At 66.0% G+C, this 21,798-nt stretch carries 20 protein-coding genes; 7 read left to right on the top strand and 13 right to left on the bottom strand.

Translation table 11 applies throughout. The annotated features are described in order from the left end of the window. Window positions 1–32 precede the first annotated feature (32 nt). Complete coding sequence (locus QH470_RS30435; RefSeq protein WP_280275815.1) at window positions 33–1,304, bottom strand: MFS transporter; 1,272 nt, start codon at window positions 1,302–1,304, stop codon at window positions 33–35. 115 nt (window positions 1,305–1,419) lie between these two features. On the opposite strand from QH470_RS30435, the gene lepB reads away from it, so the two are divergent. Beyond that, window positions 1,420–2,154, top strand: a complete 735-nt coding sequence (gene lepB / locus QH470_RS30430) for a signal peptidase I (protein WP_280275814.1) — start codon at window positions 1,420–1,422, stop codon at window positions 2,152–2,154. A gap of 24 nt (window positions 2,155–2,178) precedes the next feature. Here the strand turns inward: lepB and QH470_RS30425 are convergent, their stop codons facing one another. Both QH470_RS30425 and QH470_RS30420 read right to left on the bottom strand, forming a co-directional pair. After that, window positions 2,179–2,556 (bottom strand): PLD nuclease N-terminal domain-containing protein, encoded by a 378-nt coding sequence (locus QH470_RS30425; RefSeq protein WP_280275813.1) that lies wholly within the window; start codon window positions 2,554–2,556, stop codon window positions 2,179–2,181. Between the two features lie 70 nt (window positions 2,557–2,626). After that, window positions 2,627–3,142, bottom strand: a complete 516-nt coding sequence (locus tag QH470_RS30420) for an MmpS family transport accessory protein (protein WP_425302813.1) — start codon at window positions 3,140–3,142, stop codon at window positions 2,627–2,629. A 413-nt stretch (window positions 3,143–3,555) separates the two neighbouring features. On the opposite strand from QH470_RS30420, the gene QH470_RS30415 reads away from it, so the two are divergent. Further along, on the top strand, window positions 3,556–4,947 hold the full coding sequence (locus QH470_RS30415) for an NDP-hexose 2,3-dehydratase family protein (protein ID WP_280275812.1): 1,392 nt from the start codon (window positions 3,556–3,558) through the stop codon (window positions 4,945–4,947). A gap of 57 nt (window positions 4,948–5,004) precedes the next feature. Further along, window positions 5,005–5,763, top strand: a complete 759-nt coding sequence (locus tag QH470_RS30410; RefSeq protein ID WP_280275811.1) for an AfsR/SARP family transcriptional regulator — start codon at window positions 5,005–5,007, stop codon at window positions 5,761–5,763. A 14-nt stretch (window positions 5,764–5,777) separates the two neighbouring features. On the opposite strand, the gene QH470_RS30405 is transcribed toward QH470_RS30410, so the two are convergent. Next, a complete protein-coding gene (locus tag QH470_RS30405; RefSeq protein WP_280275810.1) occupies window positions 5,778–6,944 on the bottom strand; it encodes a nucleotide disphospho-sugar-binding domain-containing protein in 1,167 nt (388 codons plus the stop codon). A 246-nt stretch (window positions 6,945–7,190) separates the two neighbouring features. Here QH470_RS30405 and QH470_RS30400 point away from each other — a divergent pair, with 246 nt between their 5' ends. Both QH470_RS30400 and QH470_RS30395 read left to right on the top strand, forming a co-directional pair. Further along, on the top strand, window positions 7,191–8,156 hold the full coding sequence (locus QH470_RS30400) for a Gfo/Idh/MocA family protein (protein WP_280275809.1): 966 nt from the start codon (window positions 7,191–7,193) through the stop codon (window positions 8,154–8,156). A gap of 28 nt (window positions 8,157–8,184) precedes the next feature. After that, window positions 8,185–8,778: a dTDP-4-dehydrorhamnose 3,5-epimerase family protein gene (locus QH470_RS30395; RefSeq protein ID WP_280275808.1), complete on the top strand. Its 594-nt coding sequence runs from the start codon at window positions 8,185–8,187 to the stop codon at window positions 8,776–8,778. An 11-nt stretch (window positions 8,779–8,789) separates the two neighbouring features. On the opposite strand, the gene QH470_RS30390 is transcribed toward QH470_RS30395, so the two are convergent. From QH470_RS30390 to QH470_RS30380, 3 genes are all read right to left on the bottom strand, one after another. Further along, complete coding sequence (locus QH470_RS30390) at window positions 8,790–9,587, bottom strand: FkbM family methyltransferase (protein WP_280275807.1); 798 nt, start codon at window positions 9,585–9,587, stop codon at window positions 8,790–8,792. A gap of 38 nt (window positions 9,588–9,625) precedes the next feature. Then, window positions 9,626–10,912 (bottom strand): cytochrome P450 family protein, encoded by a 1,287-nt coding sequence (locus tag QH470_RS30385; RefSeq protein WP_280275806.1) that lies wholly within the window; start codon window positions 10,910–10,912, stop codon window positions 9,626–9,628. 135 nt (window positions 10,913–11,047) lie between these two features. Continuing rightward, window positions 11,048–12,622, bottom strand: coding sequence for an MDR family MFS transporter (locus tag QH470_RS30380; protein ID WP_280275805.1), 1,575 nt, complete (start codon window positions 12,620–12,622; stop codon window positions 11,048–11,050). A 248-nt stretch (window positions 12,623–12,870) separates the two neighbouring features. Here QH470_RS30380 and QH470_RS30375 point away from each other — a divergent pair, with 248 nt between their 5' ends. Beyond that, window positions 12,871–13,698 carry a hypothetical protein gene (locus QH470_RS30375; protein ID WP_280275804.1) on the top strand — a complete coding sequence of 276 codons (828 nt, stop codon included), beginning with the start codon at window positions 12,871–12,873 and terminating at the stop codon, window positions 13,696–13,698. Here QH470_RS30375 and QH470_RS30370 read toward each other — a convergent pair. From QH470_RS30370 to rfbA, 5 genes are all read right to left on the bottom strand, one after another. Next, window positions 13,668–15,164, bottom strand: coding sequence for a MutS-related protein (locus QH470_RS30370; RefSeq protein WP_280275803.1), 1,497 nt, complete (start codon window positions 15,162–15,164; stop codon window positions 13,668–13,670). The genes QH470_RS30375 and QH470_RS30370 overlap by 31 nt on opposite strands. Further along, window positions 15,161–16,675, bottom strand: a complete 1,515-nt coding sequence (locus tag QH470_RS30365; RefSeq protein WP_280275802.1) for a MutS-related protein — start codon at window positions 16,673–16,675, stop codon at window positions 15,161–15,163. The genes QH470_RS30370 and QH470_RS30365 overlap by 4 nt, the downstream gene beginning before the upstream one ends. Window positions 16,676–16,787: 112 nt before the next feature. Continuing rightward, window positions 16,788–18,011: a nucleotide disphospho-sugar-binding domain-containing protein gene (locus tag QH470_RS30360; RefSeq protein WP_280275801.1), complete on the bottom strand. Its 1,224-nt coding sequence runs from the start codon at window positions 18,009–18,011 to the stop codon at window positions 16,788–16,790. Further along, complete coding sequence (locus QH470_RS30355; protein ID WP_280275800.1) at window positions 18,008–19,204, bottom strand: class I SAM-dependent methyltransferase; 1,197 nt, start codon at window positions 19,202–19,204, stop codon at window positions 18,008–18,010. Before QH470_RS30355 ends, QH470_RS30360 begins: the two co-directional genes overlap by 4 nt. 15 nt (window positions 19,205–19,219) lie before the next feature. Then, window positions 19,220–20,113, bottom strand: a complete 894-nt coding sequence (rfbA, locus tag QH470_RS30350) for a glucose-1-phosphate thymidylyltransferase RfbA (RefSeq protein WP_280275799.1) — start codon at window positions 20,111–20,113, stop codon at window positions 19,220–19,222. Between the two features lie 857 nt (window positions 20,114–20,970). On the opposite strand from rfbA, the gene QH470_RS30345 reads away from it, so the two are divergent. Further along, window positions 20,971–21,426, top strand: a complete 456-nt coding sequence (locus tag QH470_RS30345; RefSeq protein ID WP_280275798.1) for a hypothetical protein — start codon at window positions 20,971–20,973, stop codon at window positions 21,424–21,426. Window positions 21,427–21,535: 109 nt separating this feature from the next. On the opposite strand, the gene QH470_RS30340 is transcribed toward QH470_RS30345, so the two are convergent. Beyond that, window positions 21,536–21,742, bottom strand: a complete 207-nt coding sequence (locus tag QH470_RS30340) for an effector-associated constant component EACC1 (protein ID WP_280275797.1) — start codon at window positions 21,740–21,742, stop codon at window positions 21,536–21,538. Window positions 21,743–21,798: the final 56 nt, after the last annotated feature.

Genomic DNA, 21,798 nt, shown 5'->3' with positions numbered 1-21,798 from the left:
GCGCCAAAGTATTTCGGCTCTACGCCCGATTGTCAGACGAGCGCGGTCAGGGGTTCGCGGGGGACGAAGGCTACTCCGCGGCGGGTTAGTTGGAGGCGTAGGCGGCCTACTCGGGCGAGGATCAAGGCGACGACGAGCGCGGCGGCGGCGGAGACGGTGCCGCAGGCGAACAGGCCGATGCGCGGGCCGAATTGCTCGGTGATCCAGCCGACGATGGGGCCGCCGATCGGGGTGCCGCCGGTGAACACCATCATGTAGAGCGCCATGACGCGGCCTCGCACGGTGGGCTCGGTGGCCAGTTGCACCATCGAGTTGCTCGATGTGTTGAACGTCAGCCCGAGCAGGCCCACGAGCGTCAGCATCGCCGTGAACAGCCAGTACTCCGGCGCGAACGCGGTCACCGCCTCGAGCACGCCGAAGCCGACCGCCGTCATCACCAGCATGCGCAGCCGCACCTGGGTCCGCCGCGCCGCCAGCAGCGCGCCGAGCAACGACCCGGCCGCCAGCGCCGTATTGAGCAGGCCGTACATTCCCGCGTCGACGTGGAAGACGTTGTAGGCGTAGCCGGACAGCACGGTGGGGAAATTGAATCCGAACGTCCCGAGGAAGCCGACCAGCACGATCGGCCAGAACAACTGCGGCCGCGCACTCACATATCGCAACCCTTCCCGCAGCTGCCCCTTCCGGCGCGGCGCCGGCGGCAGCGACCGCAACTGCGCGGGCCGCATCATCAGCAGGCTGCCGATCACCGCCGCGAACGACAAGGCATTGACCGCGAACGCCCACCCCGTGCCGACCGCCGCGATCACCACACCGGCCACCGCCGGGCCGACCAACCGCGCGGACTGGAAGTTCGCCGAATTCAAACTCACCGCGTTCCGCAATTGTCCCGGCGTGACCAGCTCCGCGACGAACGTCTGTCGCGTCGGATTGTCCACCACTGTGACCATCCCGAGCAGGAATGCCAAGAGGTAGACGTGCCACACCTCGACCATCCCGGTGAGCGTCAACACGGCGAGCGCCCCCGCGAGCAGGCCCATGGCGCTCTGGGTGAAAAGCAGCAGCCGCCGCTTGCCGAAGCGGTCCGCGATCACCCCGCCGAACAGGCCGAACAGCAGCATCGGCAGAAACTGCATAGCGGTGGTGATACCGACGGCGAAAGAACTGCCGGTAAGACTCAGAACCAGCCAGTCCTGCGCGATCCGCTGCATCCAGGTGCCGGTGTTCGACACCATCTGACTGGCGAAATAGTAGCGATAGTTGCGGACCGCCAGCGAGGCGAACATCCCGACTGTCGAAGCCACGTCCTCGTCCCTGCGCGTCGTGCCCTCCTCCGCTGTCGATCTCTCTGTTACCAGGATATTTCATTAGCTTTCCTAAGTGAAAGTGATTTTCGTCTGTGCGGCTACTCTGTTCGGCGTGGCAGACGAGGGCGGCGCTGTGCCGGTTGTGACGAAGAAGGTCGGGCGGCCGTTCTGGCAGGAGCTGCCGTTCCTCGTGGTGATCGCCGCGGTGATCGCGGCCGTCATCGTCCACCTCATCGGACGGCCCTACGTCATCCCGTCCGAGTCGATGGAAACGACGCTGCACGGCTGCGCGGGATGCACCAGGGATCGCATATTCGTCGAGAAGCTGAGCTACTACTTCCGCGATACGCGGCCGGGTGACGTGGTCGTGTTCGTGGGCCCGACCGATTCCTGGAACAAGAACCACGCTTCGCGCCGATCGAGCAACCCTGTCGTCCGGCCGGTGGAAGACTTCTTCTCGTTCTTCGGGCTGGTGCCGCCCGACGAGAACGACCTCGTCAAGCGCGTCGTTGCGGTGGGCGGGCAGACGGTGGAATGTTGTGACCCGCAAGGGCGAATCATCGTGGACGGCAAGGCCCTCGACGAGCCCTACGCCCGATACGACATCCCGTACCAGCCCGGCCTCGCCTACAAAGCGAGCTACGGCGCAGGCCGCGAATTCGGTCCCGTGCGAGTGCCCGAAGGCTATCTATGGGTCATGGGCGACAACCGAAACCATTCGGCGGATTCCCGCGCGCACACATCCGACGAGTTCGGTGGCACCGTCCCCGTCAGCGACGTTCGGGGCCGGGCTGTCTTCAAGATCTGGCCACCCAGCCGACTCGGACCGGTAGAGAGCCCTCGCTAATCGAGTCTCGGTGACCCGTTCTGATCAAAGCTCGCCGGCTTCGCGACGCCGGTCGATCTCCGCCTGCCTGGCCGCTTCCTGTCGCCGCGCTTCCTGGCGTTGCTGTTCCGCACGCTCGCGCAGCCCACGCAGGAACGCCTCGTCCGCCTCCGAATTCTGCGGAACATAGCGTCCGGGCCGGTCATATTCGGGGAATCGGCTCGGCGCTGTGTTACGGCCCTCGGAGATCGGCCGCCCGATGAACAACCACAGCAGCGCACCGACGGTCGGCAACAGGATCACCACCAACAGCCACCCGGCCTTCGGCAACTGCCGAATTCCGCTCTCCGGCGCAGTGATCACATCGATCAGGCAATACACCCACAACAGGAGAGTCACGACCCCCACAACGGCGTACGGCATCCCCCACTCCTTCGTCTACCGCGAGACGCTCATCCTACAGAGCTTCCGGCGCAGGGCAATTCGCGCGAACTCACCGCCCCGTGCAATTGACCGCCGCGTACTTGCCCGTGGCGGTCCGCTCGTCCGCCACCACCCCGTCCACGGTGATCCGGCACGTCACCGAGGTGCCGTTGGTCTGCGCGCTGAGCCCCGAGACGGTCACGGCCGAACTGTTCACCACGGTCTTCACCCACGGCGCGCGAACACCCGGTTCCTTCGCGAGATCGGACTGCTCGTCGAAGTAGGCGACCGTATTCAGCCCGGCATTCGAGATGACTTCGTAGGTAATGGTTTTGGGCTGCGGTGTGGTCGGCAACGGCGGAATAAGCACCGCCGGAGTGGGCGCGGGGCTCTCCGCGGGGGGAGTCGCCGCCGCAGCGTTCTCGGCGGATGACCGGATCGCCAAGTCCACGGCGGCGCTGATCACCGCAGCACACCCGCAGAGCGCGAGAATCGTGGCCCCGAACAGGATCCACGGCCACAGCAGGCGCTCCTTCGGACGCGGCGGAGACTCCGGCTGCGACGGAAATAGCGGCGGCATCGTCATGATCTGTCCTCATCTGAAACATCGATGCCTCGAAGCCTCTACTCCGATTCCCGCACCGCAATAGGGCATTTCGTCCCTGCTTTGCCCCCGAAGCTGGATGACGTGTCCCCCTCCCCGCCGACGATGCCGTGCTCCGTGTCCGGTGCGGCGCGCTGGTTGCCTCATGACAAATGCCCGGGTACGACAGGCATTGTTGCCTCACTCGAGAATGCCCGCGTAACACGCGATACGCGCACGTCGAGCAGGGTAACAAGGGAGATGCGGATGACATTTCATTGTCGTGCGGCGGCGGCTCGGCTCTAGTGTGGTTCGAGCATGAATGTAATACTCCGAGCGACGGTGGCCCCGAGCGAGGAGGAAGCGGAATGTCCGAGATTGTTCGGGCCAGGCGACCGAGATCGAGTCGAGACATTGTGGATCGATCGTTGCTGGCCGCCTCGGCAATGGTCACCGAGACCGCCACGGCGCCCGCGGGCGACTTCGAGCGCTGGTGGGAGGAGATGCGCTCCGACACAGAGCTCGCGGTCGAGCGCGTGCCGTTCGCCGACCTGCGGAACTGGAAGTTCGATGCGGAGACCGGGAATCTGGGGCACGACAGCGGTCGCTTCTTCACTGTCCAAGGTCTGCAGGTCACCACCGAACAGCCGCCGGTGCCGCATTGGACGCAGCCGATCATCAATCAATCCGAGGTCGGCATACTCGGATTGGTCGTCCGGGATTTCGACGGCGTGCTGCATTGTCTGGTCCAGGCCAAGGTGGAGCCGGGCAATATCAACGTGGTGCAGGTGTCTCCCACGGTCCAGGCCACGCAGAGCAACTACACCCGGGTACACGGCGGACTGCCGGTGCCGTACCTCGAATACTTCACCGCCCCCGACAAGGCCCGGGTGCTGGTGGATGCACTGCAGTCCGAGCAAGGGTCGTGGTTCTATCGAAAGCGCAACCGCAACATGGTCGTCGAGGTCACGGAGACCGTACCGGTGCGGCACGGTTATCGCTGGATTACCCTCGGTCTGCTGCGCCGCATCGCTGCCGTGGACAACCTGATGAATATGGACTTGCGCACCGTCTTCGCGTGTATCCCGTTCGACCGGAGTGCGGAGGTCCTGGAGGGCCGGGTCGAGGATGATTTCCGGCTGGCGGTGGCCCGCTCCCTCTCGCCGCGCACCGGCGCATTACATACCAGGATCGAGGTGATGCGCTGGTTCAACGACATCAAGATCCGGAATTCGATTGCCGCCCAACTCCTCCCGTTGCGCGAGGTGCGCGGATGGCGGCGCACCGAGGGCGACATCGCGCACGAGAGCGGGAAATACTTCTCGGTGATCGCCGCGGCGGTGCGTTCGTCTCGACGCGAGGTGCGTGAGTGGACGCAGCCGTTCCTCGCTCCGGTAGGTATCGGGGTGATCGCATTCCTGGTCTGCGGATTCGCCGGGGGGCTGCATGTCTTGGTGCATGCGCGGATCGAACCGGGCTACCTCGACATCGTGGAGTTGGCGCCGACCGTCCAGTGCACGCCGGAGAATTACGCCGATTGGCCCGACCGGTACCGACCGCCGTTTCTGGATGCGGTCCTCGAGGCCGAGCCGGGACAGATCCGCTACGACGCGATTCAGTCCGAGGAGGGCGGCCGCTTCTTCCAGGCGCAGAACCGCTACCTCATCATCGAGGTGGACCAGGACCTGGACGTTCCTCCCGACTATCTGTGGATGACGGTCGGCCAGCTCACGGGCCTGCTCGAACACGGCCACTACCTGAACGTGCAGGCGCGCAGCCTGATCGCGTGCTTGAATTCGGTGTGGTGAGCGGCGATGTTGCGTACCGCCGAACCGGTGGACCTGAAAATTTCCATCCTGGGGACCATGACATTCACAGCCGGTGATCGCGCCCCGATGTTGAGCGCTGCCAAGCCGCGGCAACTGCTGGCACTGCTGATCATGAATCCGAATCGGCCGGTCCCGATCGACAAACTGGCGGCCGAACTGTGGGGTGATACCCCGCCGAAAAGCGCGGTCACCACAATTCAGACCTATATCCTGACCCTCCGGAAGTTCTTCACGAACTCATTGGCCGTCGACGCCAAGGTGGTGACGAAAGAGGTTCTCGTCACCGAACCGGTGGGCTACACCCTGCAAATGCGCTCGCGGCAGCTCGATCTGCACGACTTCACCGATCTGGCGGCGCGCGGACGACTCGCGTCGACCGAGGGCCGGATCGCCGAGGCCGCGGAATTACTTCGCAACGCGCTGGATCTCTGGCGCGGATGTCCCTTCGCGGATGTTCCCATCGGGCAGGTGCTGCGTCCGAAGGTTCGCGGTCTCGAGGAGGCCAGAATGGTCGCCTTGGAAGATTGCATCGATGCCGACCTGCGGCTCGGCCGCCACCGCGAGGTGATCAGCGAGCTCTCCGAATTGACCGGCGAGCATCTGTTCAACGAGCGGCTGCACGGTCATCTCATGATCGCGCTCTATCGCAGTGGCAGACGGCTGGAGGCACTCGAGGTCTTCCAGCGATTGCGCGCCCGGATGATCGACGAGGTGGGGCTGGAACCGTCGAAAATGCTGTGGCGCGTGCACCAGGCCGTGCTCGCCGACTCCGGGCTGGAGTATCTGTCGGACTGACGGACCGATCGCGCTTACACCAGCTGTTCCAGGGATCCGACCAGCTCGGCCGGGCTCGGCGTCGCCAGCATCCCGGCCCTGATCGACTCGGCTCCCGCCCGATACGACGACTCCCGCAACACCAGGGCAAGCTCCCTGCCGAGCACTTCGACGGTGGCTTCCTCCTCGGCGGGCAACTCGGCGGCGAGGAGGTGGCGACCCCCGCCGCCGGCCGCCCACTGCGATCCGATCAGCGCGGGCTCCGGCCTGGTCGTGATGATCAATTGAGGCACGCCGTTGATACCCGCGGTGAGGGTGGTTCCCGCGCCGCCGTGGTGCACCACCGCGGCGCAGCCGGGCAGCAGATACTTCAGGGGCAGGTCGATCGCGACGCGCACGCCTACCGGCAACTCGCCCAGTTCGACCCGCATCTGCTCGGTGGTGGCGAGCACGACCTCGACGTCCAGCGCGGCGGTCGCCCGCAGGACCCCGCGGACGAGATCCGTTGGCGCGGCGCCGAGTTTGGCCTCGGTGGCGCCCCACGTCACGCAGACCCGCGGCCGCGGACCCGGCTCGAACAACCAGTCCGGAACGGCGCCGGGCCCGTTATAGGGCACGTACCGCACCGGCAGACACCGTCCGTCCAGCGGTAGGCGGATCGCGGGCGGACACGGGTCGATCCAGGCCGTCGGCGTATTCCGGATCGGCGCGGCGCGCGTGGCGTAGAGGTCGACGTACTCCGGCAGCGGCTCGGAGCGGAAGTCACGCATCTCGGCGCGCTGTGGACCGGGCGCGCCCCACAGGGAACTGACATTCGGCACGTCCAGCACCGACGCGGTGACCGCCCCGGCGAACGACAATGCGTCGTGCAATATCAGGTCCGGTCGCCAGCTCCGCGCGACCTCGATGAGGTCGTCGACCATCGCCTCGGCCATCCCGATGTGAATGCGTCCCACCGCCGCGACCAATTCGCGCTGTGTCTCGTCCAGCAACTCCGGGTGGATCGGCCACCTGTCCGGCCACCGCCTATGGGCTCGGCGCGCCGTGCGTCTGCGAGCGGCGGGACCGGGAGTCATCTCGACATCCTTGCCGACCGCGACCGCAGGCATTCCCGACCGCAGGATCACGTCGGTCAGGCTCGGCGTGCTCGCCACCAAGACCTCGTGTCCGGCGGCCTGGCATGCCCATTCCAGCGGCACCATCGGAAAATGGTGTGACGGCCACGAAAATGTCGTGCACAGAATTCGCATGCCGGTATCCGTTTCTCTCCACGCGCGGGAATCGACCTCATGGTGCCACGCGCTACTCGAAACATCCTGGAGTCGTGCTGGATTCGACTGCCGCTTCAGCGTGGCTCCAGTGCCGCTCGATCGCCACGATGGACAGTGGAAGAGGTCGATCCGGTCCGTTTCCGGCCCGGAGTGTTCCCCTCGGAGACAACGGCAGACATGACAATTCGCCTGGGTGTTATCGGTTGTGCCGACGTGGCTCGCCGAAAGACCCTGCCCGCACTCGAACAGGTGCCCGAGCTGAACCTCGTGGCCCTCGCCAGTCGCGATCTCGACAAGGCCGAGACCTTCTCGGCTCGGTTCGGCGGCGAACCCGTGGCCGGCTACGACGCGCTGCTGGCTCGCACCGACATCGACGCCGTCTATATCCCGCTGCCACCGTCCCTGCACGCCCACTGGGCGCACCGCGCTCTGCACGCGGGATTGCATGTCTTGATGGAAAAGCCGTTGGCCACGACGAAAGCCGAAGCGTGGGCGGCGGCATCGGCCGCCTGCGAGCGCGACCTGGTCCTGGTCGAGAACTTCACCTTTCTGCACCACAGCATGCACGCCGCGGTGACACAGCTGGTCACCGACGGCGTCATCGGTGAGTTGCGCGCCCTCACCGCCGATTTCGCCTTTCCCCCGTTGCCGGACAGTGATATTCGTTACCGGCCCGAGTTGCACGGCGGGGCGCTGTACGACGCCGGCGTCTACCCGATCCGCGCCGCGCAATTGTTCCTCGGCCCGGAGCTGGAACTCGTCGGCGCCACACTGCGGATGTCGCCGAAGCACAATGTCGATATCGCGGGCAGTGCACTGCTGGCTTCGCCGACCGGCGTCACCGCGCAACTGACCTTCGGTTTCGCGCACGACTACCGCTGCGCGTACACACTGTGGGGCGAGCATGGGCGGATCAGCGTGCATCGAGCGTTCACTCCGCCGGACGACCTCGCACCGATCGTCCGGATCGGCCGCCAGGGCGTGATCGAGGAACGAAGACTGAGCCCGGATACCCAATTTCGCAACAGCCTGGTGGCATTCGCCCGGGCCGTCGGAACGGGGCGAGGCACCGACGTGGCGGCCATCGTCCGGCAGGCGGAGCTGGTCGAGGCCATCGCCACCACCGCGCGGCGTATCCGTTGAGCACCGATCACGACGAAGGAGCGGTCGAATGAATATCGAGGAACTGAATGTTCCGGATTCCTACCGGATCACGCCCGAGAAACATCATGACGAGCGCGGGTACTTCTACGAGGCAATGCGCAGCGGCCGGCTCAGCGACGCGGTCGGGCACCGGTTCGAGGTTGCGCAGATGAACTTCTCCGTCTCACGCCGTAACACCCTGCGGGGGCTGCACAGTGTACAGATCCCGCCCGGCCAGGCGAAATTCGTGATGTGTCTGCGCGGCAGCGCGCTGGACATCGTCGTGGACCTGCGCGTCGACTCGCCCACGTTCGGGTCCCACAGCGTGAATATTCTCGACGCGGCGGGCGGGATCGCCGTGTACATCGCTGCCGGGCTGGGCCACGCGTTCCTCGCGCTCACCGACGACACCTGCGTGGGCTATCTGTGCTCGACGACCTACGTGCCGGAGGCGGCTTACACGATCCATCCGCTGGACGCGGAACTGAATCTGCCCTGGGGACTGAGCGAACCGCCGATCATGGCGACGGAAATGGCGCACGCGATGAGCCTGGGCCAGGCCATCGAACGTGGTGTGCTGCCGACCTATGGCGAGTGCAAGGAGTACTACGCGAACAGCTAGCGCGGACACCGTCAGCGGCTCGCGCTCACCATGTAGATGTTGGTTCCGGCCATACTCGGATCCTGACCGGCGTCCACCTGGTAGCCGCGGCCGCTGAGCCGCTCCGTGACGCGATCCACCCGGTGGTCCAGATCATGCACCTCGACGACCACCCGGTCGATGCGCGGCCACGTGGCGTCGCCGATTCCGTTCATCACCTCCAGTTCCGCGCGTTCCACATCGATCTTGACCAGCGCCACCCGCTCGATATCGAACCGCGCCACGAGTTCGTCCACCGTGGTCACCGGCACGACGGCGTGGCTGGTGTCCTGGAACTTCGCGACGATGGCGCTCTCCCGCTGCGCCCGGGCGGACTCGGACAGGCCCGCGTTGCGCAGATAGGTCCGACTGACCTCGACCGTGTCCGCGAGATCCGGATACAGCGTCGAGTTGGCGGGGGACCGGCGGTAGTACGTCAATTCCGCTGTCCCGCAAGCAGATCCGACGGCGGTGTGCACCGCAACGCAACCGGGTGCGTGCCGCTCCAGGTTGGCGAGGAGGGCCGCGTGGCTGACCGGCGCGGGCTCGGCCGCGATCACCCGGAGGCCGGGGGCCGCGGCGACGAAGCAGAGTGTGGTGAGGCCGATATTGGCGCCGATGTCGAGCACGACATCGCCCGCGGACAGACCGGCGGCCGCTGCTCCGTAGAAAGGATCTTGAGATACCGACCGCCACAGCAGCTTCGCGTACAGCGGATCGGGAGTGAGGATCTGCCTGCCGTCGGGCAGGTCGTGTTCCGACAGCACAGTGCGGAGTTCGGAGTGCGACATCGTCATATCCCTTCGGCGGGCGTCGTGGGTGGGTCGGGTCAGGGGGACCGCCGCGGGACCGGTCGTGCCGGCAGTTCCCGCACGCCGCGGAATGCCGAGTCGCGCCAGAGGATCTCGTCCGGATCGACCGTGAGACGCAGATCCGGGTACCGACGCAGGATCCGCTCGAATGCGGTCACGGCCACCAGGCGGGCCAGCGGCGCGCCGACGCAGCGGTGCACGCCGTAGCCGAAACCCAAGTGCCCCATCGGCTTCAGCCTGCTCGCCACCGTCTGCGGTGCGTCGAAACGCCCGGGGTCCCGATTGGCCGCCGTGAGCGACACCCACACCAACTCACCCGCCGACACCTCGACACCGTCCAGGCTCACCGGTTCGAGAGTGACTCGCGCGGTAGTGAAATGGGAGGGACCGTCCCAGCGCAGGAATTCCTCGACCGCGGCCGGGATCTGCTCCGGAGCGGTGCGCAGCGCATCGAACAGCGAGCGGTCGCGCAACAACGCGAACAGACCGGTGCCGATGAGGTTGGCGGTCGTCTCATGGCCGCCCATCTGTAGCAGGAACAAGGTCGCGACCAGCTCATGCTCGTCCAGTCCGCCTTCGCCCTGCGCGACGATGAGCGCCGACAGCAGGTCCACACCGAGATCCGTGCGCCTGGCGGCGACGAGCTCGCCGAGGAACCGCACCAGGCTGGCGCCCGCGGCGGCGACCTGTTCGGGTGTCACCGTCCGTACGGCCTTGCGCGACTCCAGTCCGGGCATGGCGTCGAGCAGTAATCGCCGATAGCGATCTCGATCGCGCGGCGGCACCCCCAGCAGGTCGCAGATCGCGGCCAGCGGAATCGGGCGGGCGTAGTCGGCAATGAGGTCGACCACCGGTCGGTCCGCCATCCTGTCGAGCAATTCGTCGGCGTGGGCGATGATTCCGGGGCGCAGCGCCTCGACTGTGCCGGCGCTGAACGCCCCGGTCACGAGCTTGCGCAGCCGAGTATGCTCGGGCGGATCGGAATTGAGCATGTGCCGAACCGGTCCGGGCGTCCGGGTGTCGCCGGGCTTCGACAGATGACCCATGATCGCCGCGAACCCGTCGGCCCGGCGTCGGACATCCGCCGGCGCCCGGTCCAGGTCCTTGCCGATCCGGCGGTCGGTGAGCACCTTGCGGGCCAGGTCGTACCCGGTGACGAGCCAGCCGGTCTGGCCGTTGGGCAGCCGCACATGATGCACAGGCGCGCGCAGCTGTAGCTGCTCGTACACGCGGTGCGGATCGGCCAGGAAATCCGGCCCGAGTTCGACCAGGTCGCCCTTCTCGGTGATGGCACCGCGGGGCACCTTTCCACCCCCAGCGCCGCCGACATTCCCGGCCATCCGCATTCATTGACGGTACCTCATTGTTCGAGTTCCATCAATGAATGCAGCGCAACGTCTTTCGCGAGGTCGGGCGGTGTCCTGTGCATTCTTCCGAGGTCATTTCGATCGCGTCGCGGCCGGATCGGAGGCCTCCGACTTCGGCCGCTGCCGGGTGGTCAACCGGATATCTCGAAGCAGGCACGATGCCACGAATCCGAGTAGGGCACAACCCATCCCGGCCCAGAAGACGCCTTGTACGCCCGCCGTGACGCTGTCGTGCACAACATCCTGCACCTGTGCGGGGAGGGCGTGGACCCGCTCGGGCGTCAGGTTGTTGCCGTCCGCGGGTACCCCCGGGCCGAGCCCGCCGTGCTCGTCGGCGGTAGCGGTGAATCGCGACGCGTAGACCGTGCCGAGCACCGCCGCACCGACCGACATGCCCATCGTGCGCAGAAAGGTGCTCATCCCCATCGCGGCACCCATGTCCCGCAGGCCGACGCTGTTCTGTGCGATCAAGGTCGGGACCTGCAGGGTGAATCCGATTCCGATGCCTAGCACGATCATTCGCGCGATCAACGCCGTCTGACCGGTCTGCACGTCGATCAGGGCAAGCAGCAGCATGCCGAGGGCCGAACAGGCCATGCCGACGATCGGATAGAGCCGTATCCTGCCGTTGCGTGCGATGATCTGGCCCAGCAGGGCGCTGACGATCACGGCGGGAGCCATGATGGGCAGGGCGAGCAGGCCGCTGCTGGTCGCGGAGAGCCCCTGCACGAGTTGCTGATACGGCGCCATGAAGGCGGCCGCCGCGATCATGACGAGGCCGGAGATGAAAGCGAGCACGCTGGCCAGTGCGAAATCCCGGCCGGTCAGCACGTGCAGCGGCGTGATCGGTTCGACGGCCGTGCGTTCGACCCGGACGTACACCGCGAGCACGACGACGAACACCGCTGCCAGGGTGAGGATCTGCCAGGAATCCCAGGCGTAGCGCGCATGCGCCCAGCTGCCGATCAACACCAGCGCGGTGGTCCAGACCGTCAGCAGGAGGGCGCCGCGCCAGTCGATCACCAGCTTCGGCCGCTCCCGCGGCGGCAGGTGCACGGTCCGCCAGACGGTCAGCAGCACGATGGCTCCGAGCGGCAGATTGACGAGGAACACCCAGCGCCACGAGGCATTGTCGGTAATCCAACCACCCACCAGCGGGCCGCCGAGCAACGAGATCGGCATGATGGCCATGAGCAGCCCCTGGTATCTGGCGCGCTCGGCGGGCAGCACGAACTCACCCAGGATCGCCATCGCGCCCGCGACCAGCCCGCCGGCGCCGATGCCCTGAACGCCGCGAAACAGCGCCAGCTGCCCCATGTCCTGCGCCGCGCCGCTCAGCGCGGAGCCGAGCAGGAACAACACGATCGAGGCCTGAAAGGTGGCTTTGCGGCCGAGGAGATCGCCGGCCTTGCCGAGGATCAGTGTCGAGATTCCGGAGGTGAGCGTATATCCGGTCACCACCCACAGAAGTTGTTGCGCTCCACCGAGTTCGCCCACCATGGTGGGCAGTGCCGTGCCCACGATGGTGTTGTCCAGCATCGCCAGCAGCAGGGCGATCAGCAGGCTGCCCAGAACCGGCAGAATCTCGCGGGCGGTTCGTGCGGCGGGTACGTCGTCGACCTGGGGTGTCGGCCGGGTCACTTCCATCTTTCCCTCGTCAATCAGGTTGTCGCACAGGAGCTGTCGCGCAATCCTGCCCACGCATTGCGGGCGCGACATTCCCATCCCTTCGGGCGCTGGAATAGATCAGAGTACCGGGCGTCGAGCATCTTTGCGTGACAACAGATATCACGTGTTGCCGACCGCGGTGCGCCGCGCTACAAATGACAGTACGCCAACATTGGTGGATCACACCAGGTGAAAGCCGGTTCAGGCGGAGGGGACGGTGCCGGACGATGAGTCGACGACAAATGGTCACCAACGCGATGGCGCTGCGGTATCGGGCCGCGGGAAAGGACCGAAAGAATGCGATCCTGACCGAACTGTGCCTGCGCACCGGCTGGCACCGCGATCACGCACGCAAGCAACTGCGCGCCGCGCTGGATCCGAAAGCCGTTACCCAGCAGCGGCGGCGGCCTCGCCCACCGAGCTACTCCGCGGAGGTATTCGAGGCGTTGCGCACGGTATGGCTGGCACTCGGCACACCGTCCGGTAAGCGGTTGGCGCCGTTCCTGCCCGAGGCGGTGGCGCGCTTACGCGCCTGCGGGGAGCTGGACATCGATGACCGGACGGCGGCGAAACTGTCGGCGTTGTCGGCCGCGACCATCGACCGCAGGCTCGCCGACGACCGGAAACGGTTACGGCCCGACGCGGCGTCGCTGTCACCGGCACGGCTCCCTCGCCCCACCGATGAGCGAGAGCAGCTGTTGCTCAACGAGATTCACGCGAAGCTGCGGTTGCATCACAACTTCTTCTCGCCGCGTCAACAGCTCGTGGCCAAGCATCGGGCCGGGACCAAGGTGGTCCGGCGATACGACACCGCGCGCACGCCGTATCAGCGGCTCCTCGACAACCCGAACGTCCCCCAGCACGCCAAGGCCGCGCTCACTCGGCGGTACCACGAGCTCAACCCCGCTCAGCTGCGCCGCGATATTCTCGCCCTGGCCGGCCAGCTGACCGATCCGGAGCGGCGCCGGCTACGTCCGCCGATGCTGCTGTGGGCGGACACCGTCGAAACACAGTGCCCGCGAGATCAACTCTCGCCGGTCGCCCCTGGCCGGTAGCCGACGATGCGAGCGAAGATGTCCTGGCCGTGGCTGGTCGCCTCCGGAGCACCCACCGTCAGCCGGTAGGTACGGCGGCCGTCGGGCGTGCGCTCGGCGCGCAGGAAAAGGTCCGAACGGTGCCCGGCATCGTAGCGCCGGTGCACGAAATCATAGAGGTGCGTGACGATCAGGACCTTCACCCCCGAATCCAGGAGCGCCGTGACGATCGGGTCGGCGATAACCGCGGCCTCCTGATCGTTCGTGGACGCGAACGGCTCGTTGAACAGCACCATCGCACCGGGCCGGAGCTCGTCGGTGATCTCCCTGATTCGAGCGAGCTCCTCGTCCAGCCGCCCGTGTGTCATGCTCGAGTCCTCGCGCTGCACGAAATGCGTCCACACACCGTCGCGTACGTCGGCGGTGAACGACCCGGCCGTGACGAACATGCCGGCTTGCATCATGACCTGGGCCACGCCGACGCTGCGCAGGAACGTCGACTTGCCGCCGCTGTTCGCTCCGGTCACCACCAGCAGCGTTCGCCCGGCGGCATCGACGCTGTTGCCCACCACGGTGTTCGATGACAGGCACAGCGACGTGTCGCGCAGCTCCTCCGCACGTAGCGCCGGGTCGCTCCCGACCGTCGGCTCCGGAAAGCAGATCGGGACACCGCCCCGCCGCAGCCGATCGTGCAAATTCAGGCAGCCGAGATAGAATGCCAGCTCCGCGCGGAGCGACCGGAAGAACTCCTGAACATTGTCGGTCGCGCGGGACACCACCTCGGCGACCGCATCCAGCGGTGGCTCGATGACCGCCATCAACGGATCGTGCGGCAGCTCGAAATTGCTGGTCGCCTCGAATGCGGTACCGCCGCGGCGCGGACCGAACAATGTGCGTTTGACCTCTTTCGGCGGCTCGTGCAGCATGACCCGGTACGGCTTGTTGCCTGCGCCGAGAGTCGCACTGAACATGATCCCGTAGTCGGCGAAGTCCAGCGACTCCAGGTGCTCGGAGAGGGTCACCAGATAGTCCTCGTCGAGCAGGTCAGTCAGCACAGTGCACAGCCGGATCAATCCGTCGGAAGTGCATGCGCCCGCGTACTTTTCGCATGTTTGCCGGAGTCTACGCAGATGGACGGCCAGTTCTTCGAGCGGTTGCCGGGCCAAGCCGAGCTTCACCCGGGGCGTACCGCCGCGCCCGGAACCCCAGCGTCGCACCGCAACCGCCTCGGTGGCGATGGTGAAGAAGTCGTGCAGCATTTCGGGAGTCGCGAGGAAGTCGCCCAGGACGGATTGCCGGTAACGGATCACGTCCACGTCGGTGAGACTCGCGGGCACAACGGCTTTCACCACCTGCGCAACGAACTTGTCGCCGAGAGCCATGGCTGCGTACAGCTCGTCCAGGCCGAGATCGACGGGCATCGCCGCCCCGTGCCGGGCGAGGCGTCCGGCGCCGTTCGGTGGTTGCAGCAGGCCGACGGTGATCATCGCACCCGCTCCCGAATCGCGTTGTAGGTCAGCCCGTGTCGCTGCGCGACCACCGCCGCGTAGGTGAGCCCGTCGGGCGGGCGCCGCTCGATCCGGAACGTGCGGACCGGATCGTCACCCGATTCGATGCCCGCGACCATACTCACCACCTCCGGCCCCCATTCGGCGAGCTCTCCGACGAATGTCACGAATACGGCCACCGCACCGGAGGAAACAATGCGCCGCACCACCTCCCCGCCGAGCAGGGCCGCGTCGGCGGCCGTTGTGGTACTCAGGCTTTCGTTCAATACCACGATACTGTGCGGCGTGAGCCGGTTCAGGATCTCGTTCAGGCGAAACAGTTCCTGCGCGAGGGCGCCGTCCGGGTCGTTGGCATCGTCCTCGCGCACGAAATGCGTGAACAATCCGTCCGACAGCATGACCCGCGCCCGGGTACCCGGCACCGGGCAGCCCAGAGCCGCGAGATACATCAGCTGACCGAACATCCGGCCGAAGGTGCTCTTGCCGCCCTGATTCGGACCGGTCACCACCAGCACCCGCTCCACCCCGTCGAGCCGGAAGTCGTTGGTCACCACCGCGCTGTCCCCGCCGGCCAGTGTGTTGGCGAGCGCCAGGTCGTAGCCGCCCTCGACGAACATGCCGGTGAAATCCGCCGTCACCTCCGGATTGCAGAACCGTGCGCCGTGCCGCTCCAACCGCTGGACGAACCGCAGATAGTCGAGGTAGAAACGCAATTCGAGGTCGAATCGCGCCACCGTCGAGTCGATCACCCCGCGGTACTGCCGGGCGTGCTCAGCCAGCCGCCGGAACTCGCGGGGGTGACGGTCGGCAACGGTGGCGAGGATCTGTTCCTCCACCTCGTTCATGTCCGGCCACGGGTCGATGACACGCGGTCCGCGAGGATCGTTCACCGGACGGAGTCTGGCGAGCGCGTCCGCGATCACCTCGCTGTAATCGGACTGGCCCGCGTAGGACCCGACGACGACCTGACGGCCCTGGACATGAATGGTGTAGCGGAGGGACTCCAGCGCGGTCCGCACGCTCGCGCCGTCGTCCGCGAACCCGCGGAACTCCGCGCCGTTCAGGTGGGCGTCGAGCCAGGCGCGCCAGTCCAGCAGCCCGGCAGCGCGCAGGGGCAGTTCGTGCAGCGCGTTGCGCAACTCCTCGAGCGTCCGGACGTACACCGCCTCGCCGTCGAGTTGCCAGCGGTCTCGCTGGTAGGAGTTCTTCATCTGCTCGGTGCGCTCGAGATGTCTTCGGACCGAACGCATTCCGGCGACGAAGGCATCGAACACCGCGCGGACCGCGTCGTCTCGGAGATCGTCGAACACCTCGTGGCGATACCGCACGACGGACACGTCGGACAGTGGGCGCCCATGCACCGCCGCGTGCAATTCGCCACCGGCGGCAGCGAATATCTGATCGAGATTCAAGTCGGTGAGGGCCTCGGGCGCGATGGCGACCGTGCCGGTTTCGCCGGCGTGCCCCCAGACGATGCTGCCGAATCGCATCAAGCCCCGTTCCTTCCCCTCGCTCGACGCGAAGGTAGCACGGGACCGTGCCTCCGACCAGCATTCAGGACGCATTCATCAATGTCGGCGGAACAGTCGCGCAAGACCGAGATCACGCTCGAATCACCTGCGTGAGCGACCGCACGACCTCGGCGGGGCTGGGCTGAGCCATTATCTCTCGCCTGAGTTCGGCCGCCGCGTTCCGGATGGCGTCGTCGCCCAGCGCCGCGCCGACCGATTCCCGCACCAGGCCGGGTTGCAGGTGCTTCGCATCCAGCCCGATCCCGGCGCCCGACTTCGTCAGCAGCTCGGCCACCAGCCCCTGATCGATGATCTGTGGCACAAGGATCTGTGGCACACCGTGCGCCGCCGCGGTGAGCATGGTCTGCGCGCCGCCCTGATGGAGAATCGCGGCACAGGTCGGGAGCAGGATATCGAGCGGCAGGTCCACCACCACCCGGCTGTTCGGTGGCAGGTCGCCCAGCTGATCTCGATCGTGCGGGCGGACCGCGACGACGACCTCGACATCCAGGCCGCGCAGCGCCTCGAGCAGTTCGGGGAGCAGCGACCCGGCGCCGCCGCTCAAGGCCTGCATGCTGGTCCCCCAGGTGAGGCAGATCCGTTGGCGCGCAGGTGGTTCCGACAACCAGCGCGGCAATGTGCCCGCCCCGTTGTAGGGCACGAAGCGGACGGGCGACCGGCGGGGGACTCCCGGCACCTGAATCAGCTCCGGACACGGGTCCACCGTGCGGAGGGCCGCGCCCGCTCCGATGTCGACTCCGTAGCGGTCGTAGAGCCGCCGCAGACCCTCCGGCCAGCCGACCGCGGCGTCACCACCGAGGCCCGGGAAACGCATCACGCGCAGGAAATCCGGGCCGAGCAGGTGGTGGACGAGCGGGGCACCGACGACACTCGCAGCCACCGGTGCGGCGTACATCAGGGGATCGCCGATGACGAGTTCGGGCCGCCAGGCGCGCGCGAACTCGACGAGGTCCGGCGTCGCGTCCTCGGCGATCCGGACGTGCGGAATCATCATGAAGGCCAGGATGGGCGCCAGCTTGTCGTCGGGCAGCTTCCACAGATCGCCGACATCGCCGCTCAGCTCGCTGCGCGCCCGCTGCAATTCCGGCGAGCGCCGAAGCTCCGTCATTCCGGCCGAAAGGTCGGAGCGGCCGCCGATCGACACCGCGATCATTCCCGAGCCGGTCACGGCTGCGGTAATGCTGGGATGCGCCGCGACCCGGACCTCGTGCCCCGCCGCGCGCGCGGCCCAGGCCAGCGAGGTCATCGCGTAATAGTGGGTGGCCCATTCGAACGGCACGAACAGAATCTTCATCGGGTCCCCCGATCGACGACATCCTCGCCTTCGGGGTTACCGACGATGGCGTCGAACGAATGCGGAATCCACGGCGGGATACCGCCTTCGGCGTTGATTCCCTTCTCGATCACCGCGAGATTGTGATACACGTGCACACCCACCACCTGATTCGCGGGCGAGGCGCCGGGATCGTCGGGTCGCTCTTCGTAGTGAAGTTTGTCAAGGAGATTCTTCAGCATTCCGATGGCTGTCGTCGGCGGCGAGACCGATTCCGCGACCCCGCCGAACCCCGGACAATAGGTGGTCCACAGGTCCTCGATGACATACAGACCACCGGGCCGGACATGGTCGAACAATGTGTCGAACGAGGTCAGGATGTGCTCGTTGATGTGGCTGCCGTCGTCGATGACGATGTCGAAGGGCCCGTGTTCGTCCGCCAGCGTGGTCAGGAAGGCCGGATCGTTCTGGTCGCCGCGCACGGTACGGATACGTGGCTGTTCCACGCCGCGCTTGGTGAAGACATCGACACCGGTAACGACGGCGCGCGGAAAATACGCCTTCCACATCCGCAGTGACTCGCCGCCGGCATCGGGGTCACGATAACCACCGATGCCGATCTCGAGAATCCGGATCGGATCGACGCGGCGGCTCCGTAGATGCATCTCGTAATGCGGCGCGAACCAGTGCACTGTGCCCCACTTGTCGGAGCCGAATCGGACCGCCAGCTCGCCGAGGTCGGGGCAGCGGGCGGAGCGGCCGCTGAGCACCGCGTCGATCGCGCGGCCGATCGAGGGCCATGCCTGATCGAGTACCGGCAGGTAGACGGCGCGCACCGCGGGCTCGGCCAAGCGCAATTCGGTGCGGTGGGTGCCCGCGGCCCGCTCCCGCGGTGGCCCGTACAGATCGGCGACGAGGTCGGCGAGCTCGAACTCCAGACGCGCGATCGCGGTCTCCTCCCGCCCCGCGGTCACGCCGATGGGTTGCCCCGATTGCACGGCGAGGGAATGACCGAATGTTTCCCCGCCGTGGCGCAGTTCCAGATCGATCACCATGCGGTACTCGTTGGTGGGCGGACGACAGCGGAACACCAACTCGTCGACTATCAGCGCGCCGACCGCCTGCGCGCCGATGTCCTCGATGGCGGCGACGAGGTCTGCCGGTCGGCAGCCTGCCGCCAGGATGAGGCGTTCGGCCTGATCGGTGGGTCCCATCCCACTCTCCTCCAGTCACATCGGTCGCGTCGACCTGGTGGCTTCCAGATGTATTCGCTCCAGGTACTTTCCGTACTCCGAGGCCGATCCGACGGCCGCTATCGCCGCCGCCAGACCGTCCCGGTCCAACATGCCCATTCGATACGCGACCTCCTCGACGCAGGCGATTCGCACACCCTGCCGGTTCTGGATGACCTGCACGTAGTTCCCGGCATCCAGCAGGCTGGTGTGGGTGCCGGCGTCGAGCCAGGTGGTGCCCCGGCCCAGGTTCACCAAGTCGACTCGGCCCTCCCGGATGAAGCGGCGGTTCAAGTCGGTGATCTCGAGTTCCCCGCGTGCCGACGGCCGCAACTGCGCGGCGTAGTCGAGCGCCTCGTTGTCGTAGAGGTAGAGGCCGGTGATGGCCAGCGACGAGGGCGGTCGATCGGATTTCTCCACGATGTCGATCAGGCGATCATCCCGGCCGAAGACTGCGACACCGTATCGTTCCGGGTCGGCCACCGAGTAGCCGAACAGGGTGGCGCCGTTCAGTTTCTCGATGCTCTCCTGCAGAATTCGGGCGAGGTTGTGCCCGTGAAAGATGTTGTCGCCCAAGATCAAGGCCACCGGGCCGTCGCCGACGAATCCGCGCCCGATGACCAATGCCTCGGCGAGCCCGTTCGGTTCGCCCTGCACGGCATAGTGCACCGCTATGCCGAGACGGCGCCCGTCGCCGAGCAAGGTCTGGAAGTGGCCCACATCGCGAGGGGTGCTGATCAGCAGAATCTCGCGGATGCCCGCCAGCAGGAGCACCGACAAGGGGTAGTAGATCATGGGTTTGTCGAAGACGGGCAGCAGCTGTTTCGACATGACCTGAGTCAATGGCGTGAGCCGGGTGCCGTGCCCTCCGGCCAGGATTATGCCCCGCACACGATCCCACCTCCGGTATGCATCGGCTCCCCCACCCAAAACCGCTGCCGCGCAAAGAGTGTCGGCTCCGGCGCGAGCAACACAATGAATGACAGTACGCGAATGCAGCGACCCCGGCAAGCATTCACACTGCATTCTTTTGCATTGTCGGACCGTTCGCCGGCGGCGGCCGAGGACCTCGCGGAACGACGACATAGCCGTCGGTATCCGCCTCCGGGCGGATCCAGCCCGGCGTGCTCGGAGGCCGGCCCGGCGCGCCGAGCCCCGCACGTTCGGCCGGACCACTCGCGTGCTCGGCCGAGACCGTGCCGTAGACGATGCGAATCCGGTCCAACGAAGTCGGTTGCATCCGGCAACACAACACGGGATCGGCCGTCGCGCCGGGCATTACCAAATGACGTGATCAAAGGACAGAATGCTCATGATTGCCATAGTCTTAGGCAGCCGCAATGATAAGCCAGCAACAACGGGGGAAAGACTGTGATGCGAGTTCCGGTGACGCCGACCTTTGAGGTGAATTACAACGCGTTCTCATTCCCGGCTGCTGTTGCACCCCCATGGCTCAATGATTTTCAGTGCCGACGAACTTGCACACGCCATGTTCACCACCGGGCGTGCCCCTGGTGACCGATTCGGTCATGGCGGGGCATCACTGTGGGAATTCCTGCACCGCTCAGCTGTCGTCCCAGCGTATATTCGTCGTCGCCCTGACGGCGGGCTTACTCGCTCACGGCTTGCACATGAATTGGACAGATCGGAGCTGGTTGGCCTGTCTTACGCGCTTTGCTGAAGCGAAAGGGCGCTCTCGGGGTATGGAGAGAGCGCTTCGTGGCAAGCTCGTGGACCAGAAACGTTCTGTGCTGTCGATCGAGTCAGCGCCACCGAGCCTCGCGCTGGGGTGCGTCGCTCACTTTCCAGGTGCCGGGGAGAACTTGGTTGTAGACGCGTTCGATCCTGATGAATCCGCAGAAGATTCGATACGGATTGACGACTTGACGATAGACCGGTATCTGTACTCCTATTACGTCCCCTTCGTGGAAGCTCTGAACCTTGGTCAACCGTACGTCGCAAACTCGGGCATCCAGATGGAAGCGGTAGATTTCGGCGTCTTCGGACTTCGAGTCAGCCTCCTGCAAGGAATAGCCGATCTGACGAGAAGCATACCTGCGGATGATTTGGCCGGATTCGGTGAACGTGTCTACGCAATCACCAGTTCGGCAACCGACATTGGCGCGCAGATCCGGCCGGACGGATCAATTATCTCAACAGACTGGGCGGATGCTGTACAGAGAAGGGATTGGAACGTCGAATAAGAATATGATCGTGTGATGTCAAGTCCGGAGATCAACGTGGCCAGCGGCAAGGTCCGGCGCAGGCTGAGCCGAGCTATCTTCAAACGGTTGTACGTCCTCGACGGCAAGATCATGAGTTCCCGTCGATGATGGTGAGGGCAACGCCGAGTCCGCCCGACCCGACCGCCACAGTGAGCAACTCGACCACACCACCGTCGGAAGGCGCACCGGTCACCTGCCGGACCCGACCACGGAAGTTGCGGTTGCCGTTGAGCCAGTCGGCCAGCGCCATATAGTCGTCGACTGCCCCGCCCTCGATGCGAATCTGCAGATCCACCGCCCCGTCCCTTCGACCGTCCGGCCATAGCTACGGCATGTTCAGCGTGCACATGG

Source organism: Nocardia wallacei, assembly GCF_029868745.1.
Lineage (GTDB): Bacteria > Actinomycetota > Actinomycetes > Mycobacteriales > Mycobacteriaceae > Nocardia > Nocardia wallacei_B.
Note: the sequence above shows the minus strand (reverse complement) of the source record. Positions and strands in the feature narration are given on the sequence as shown.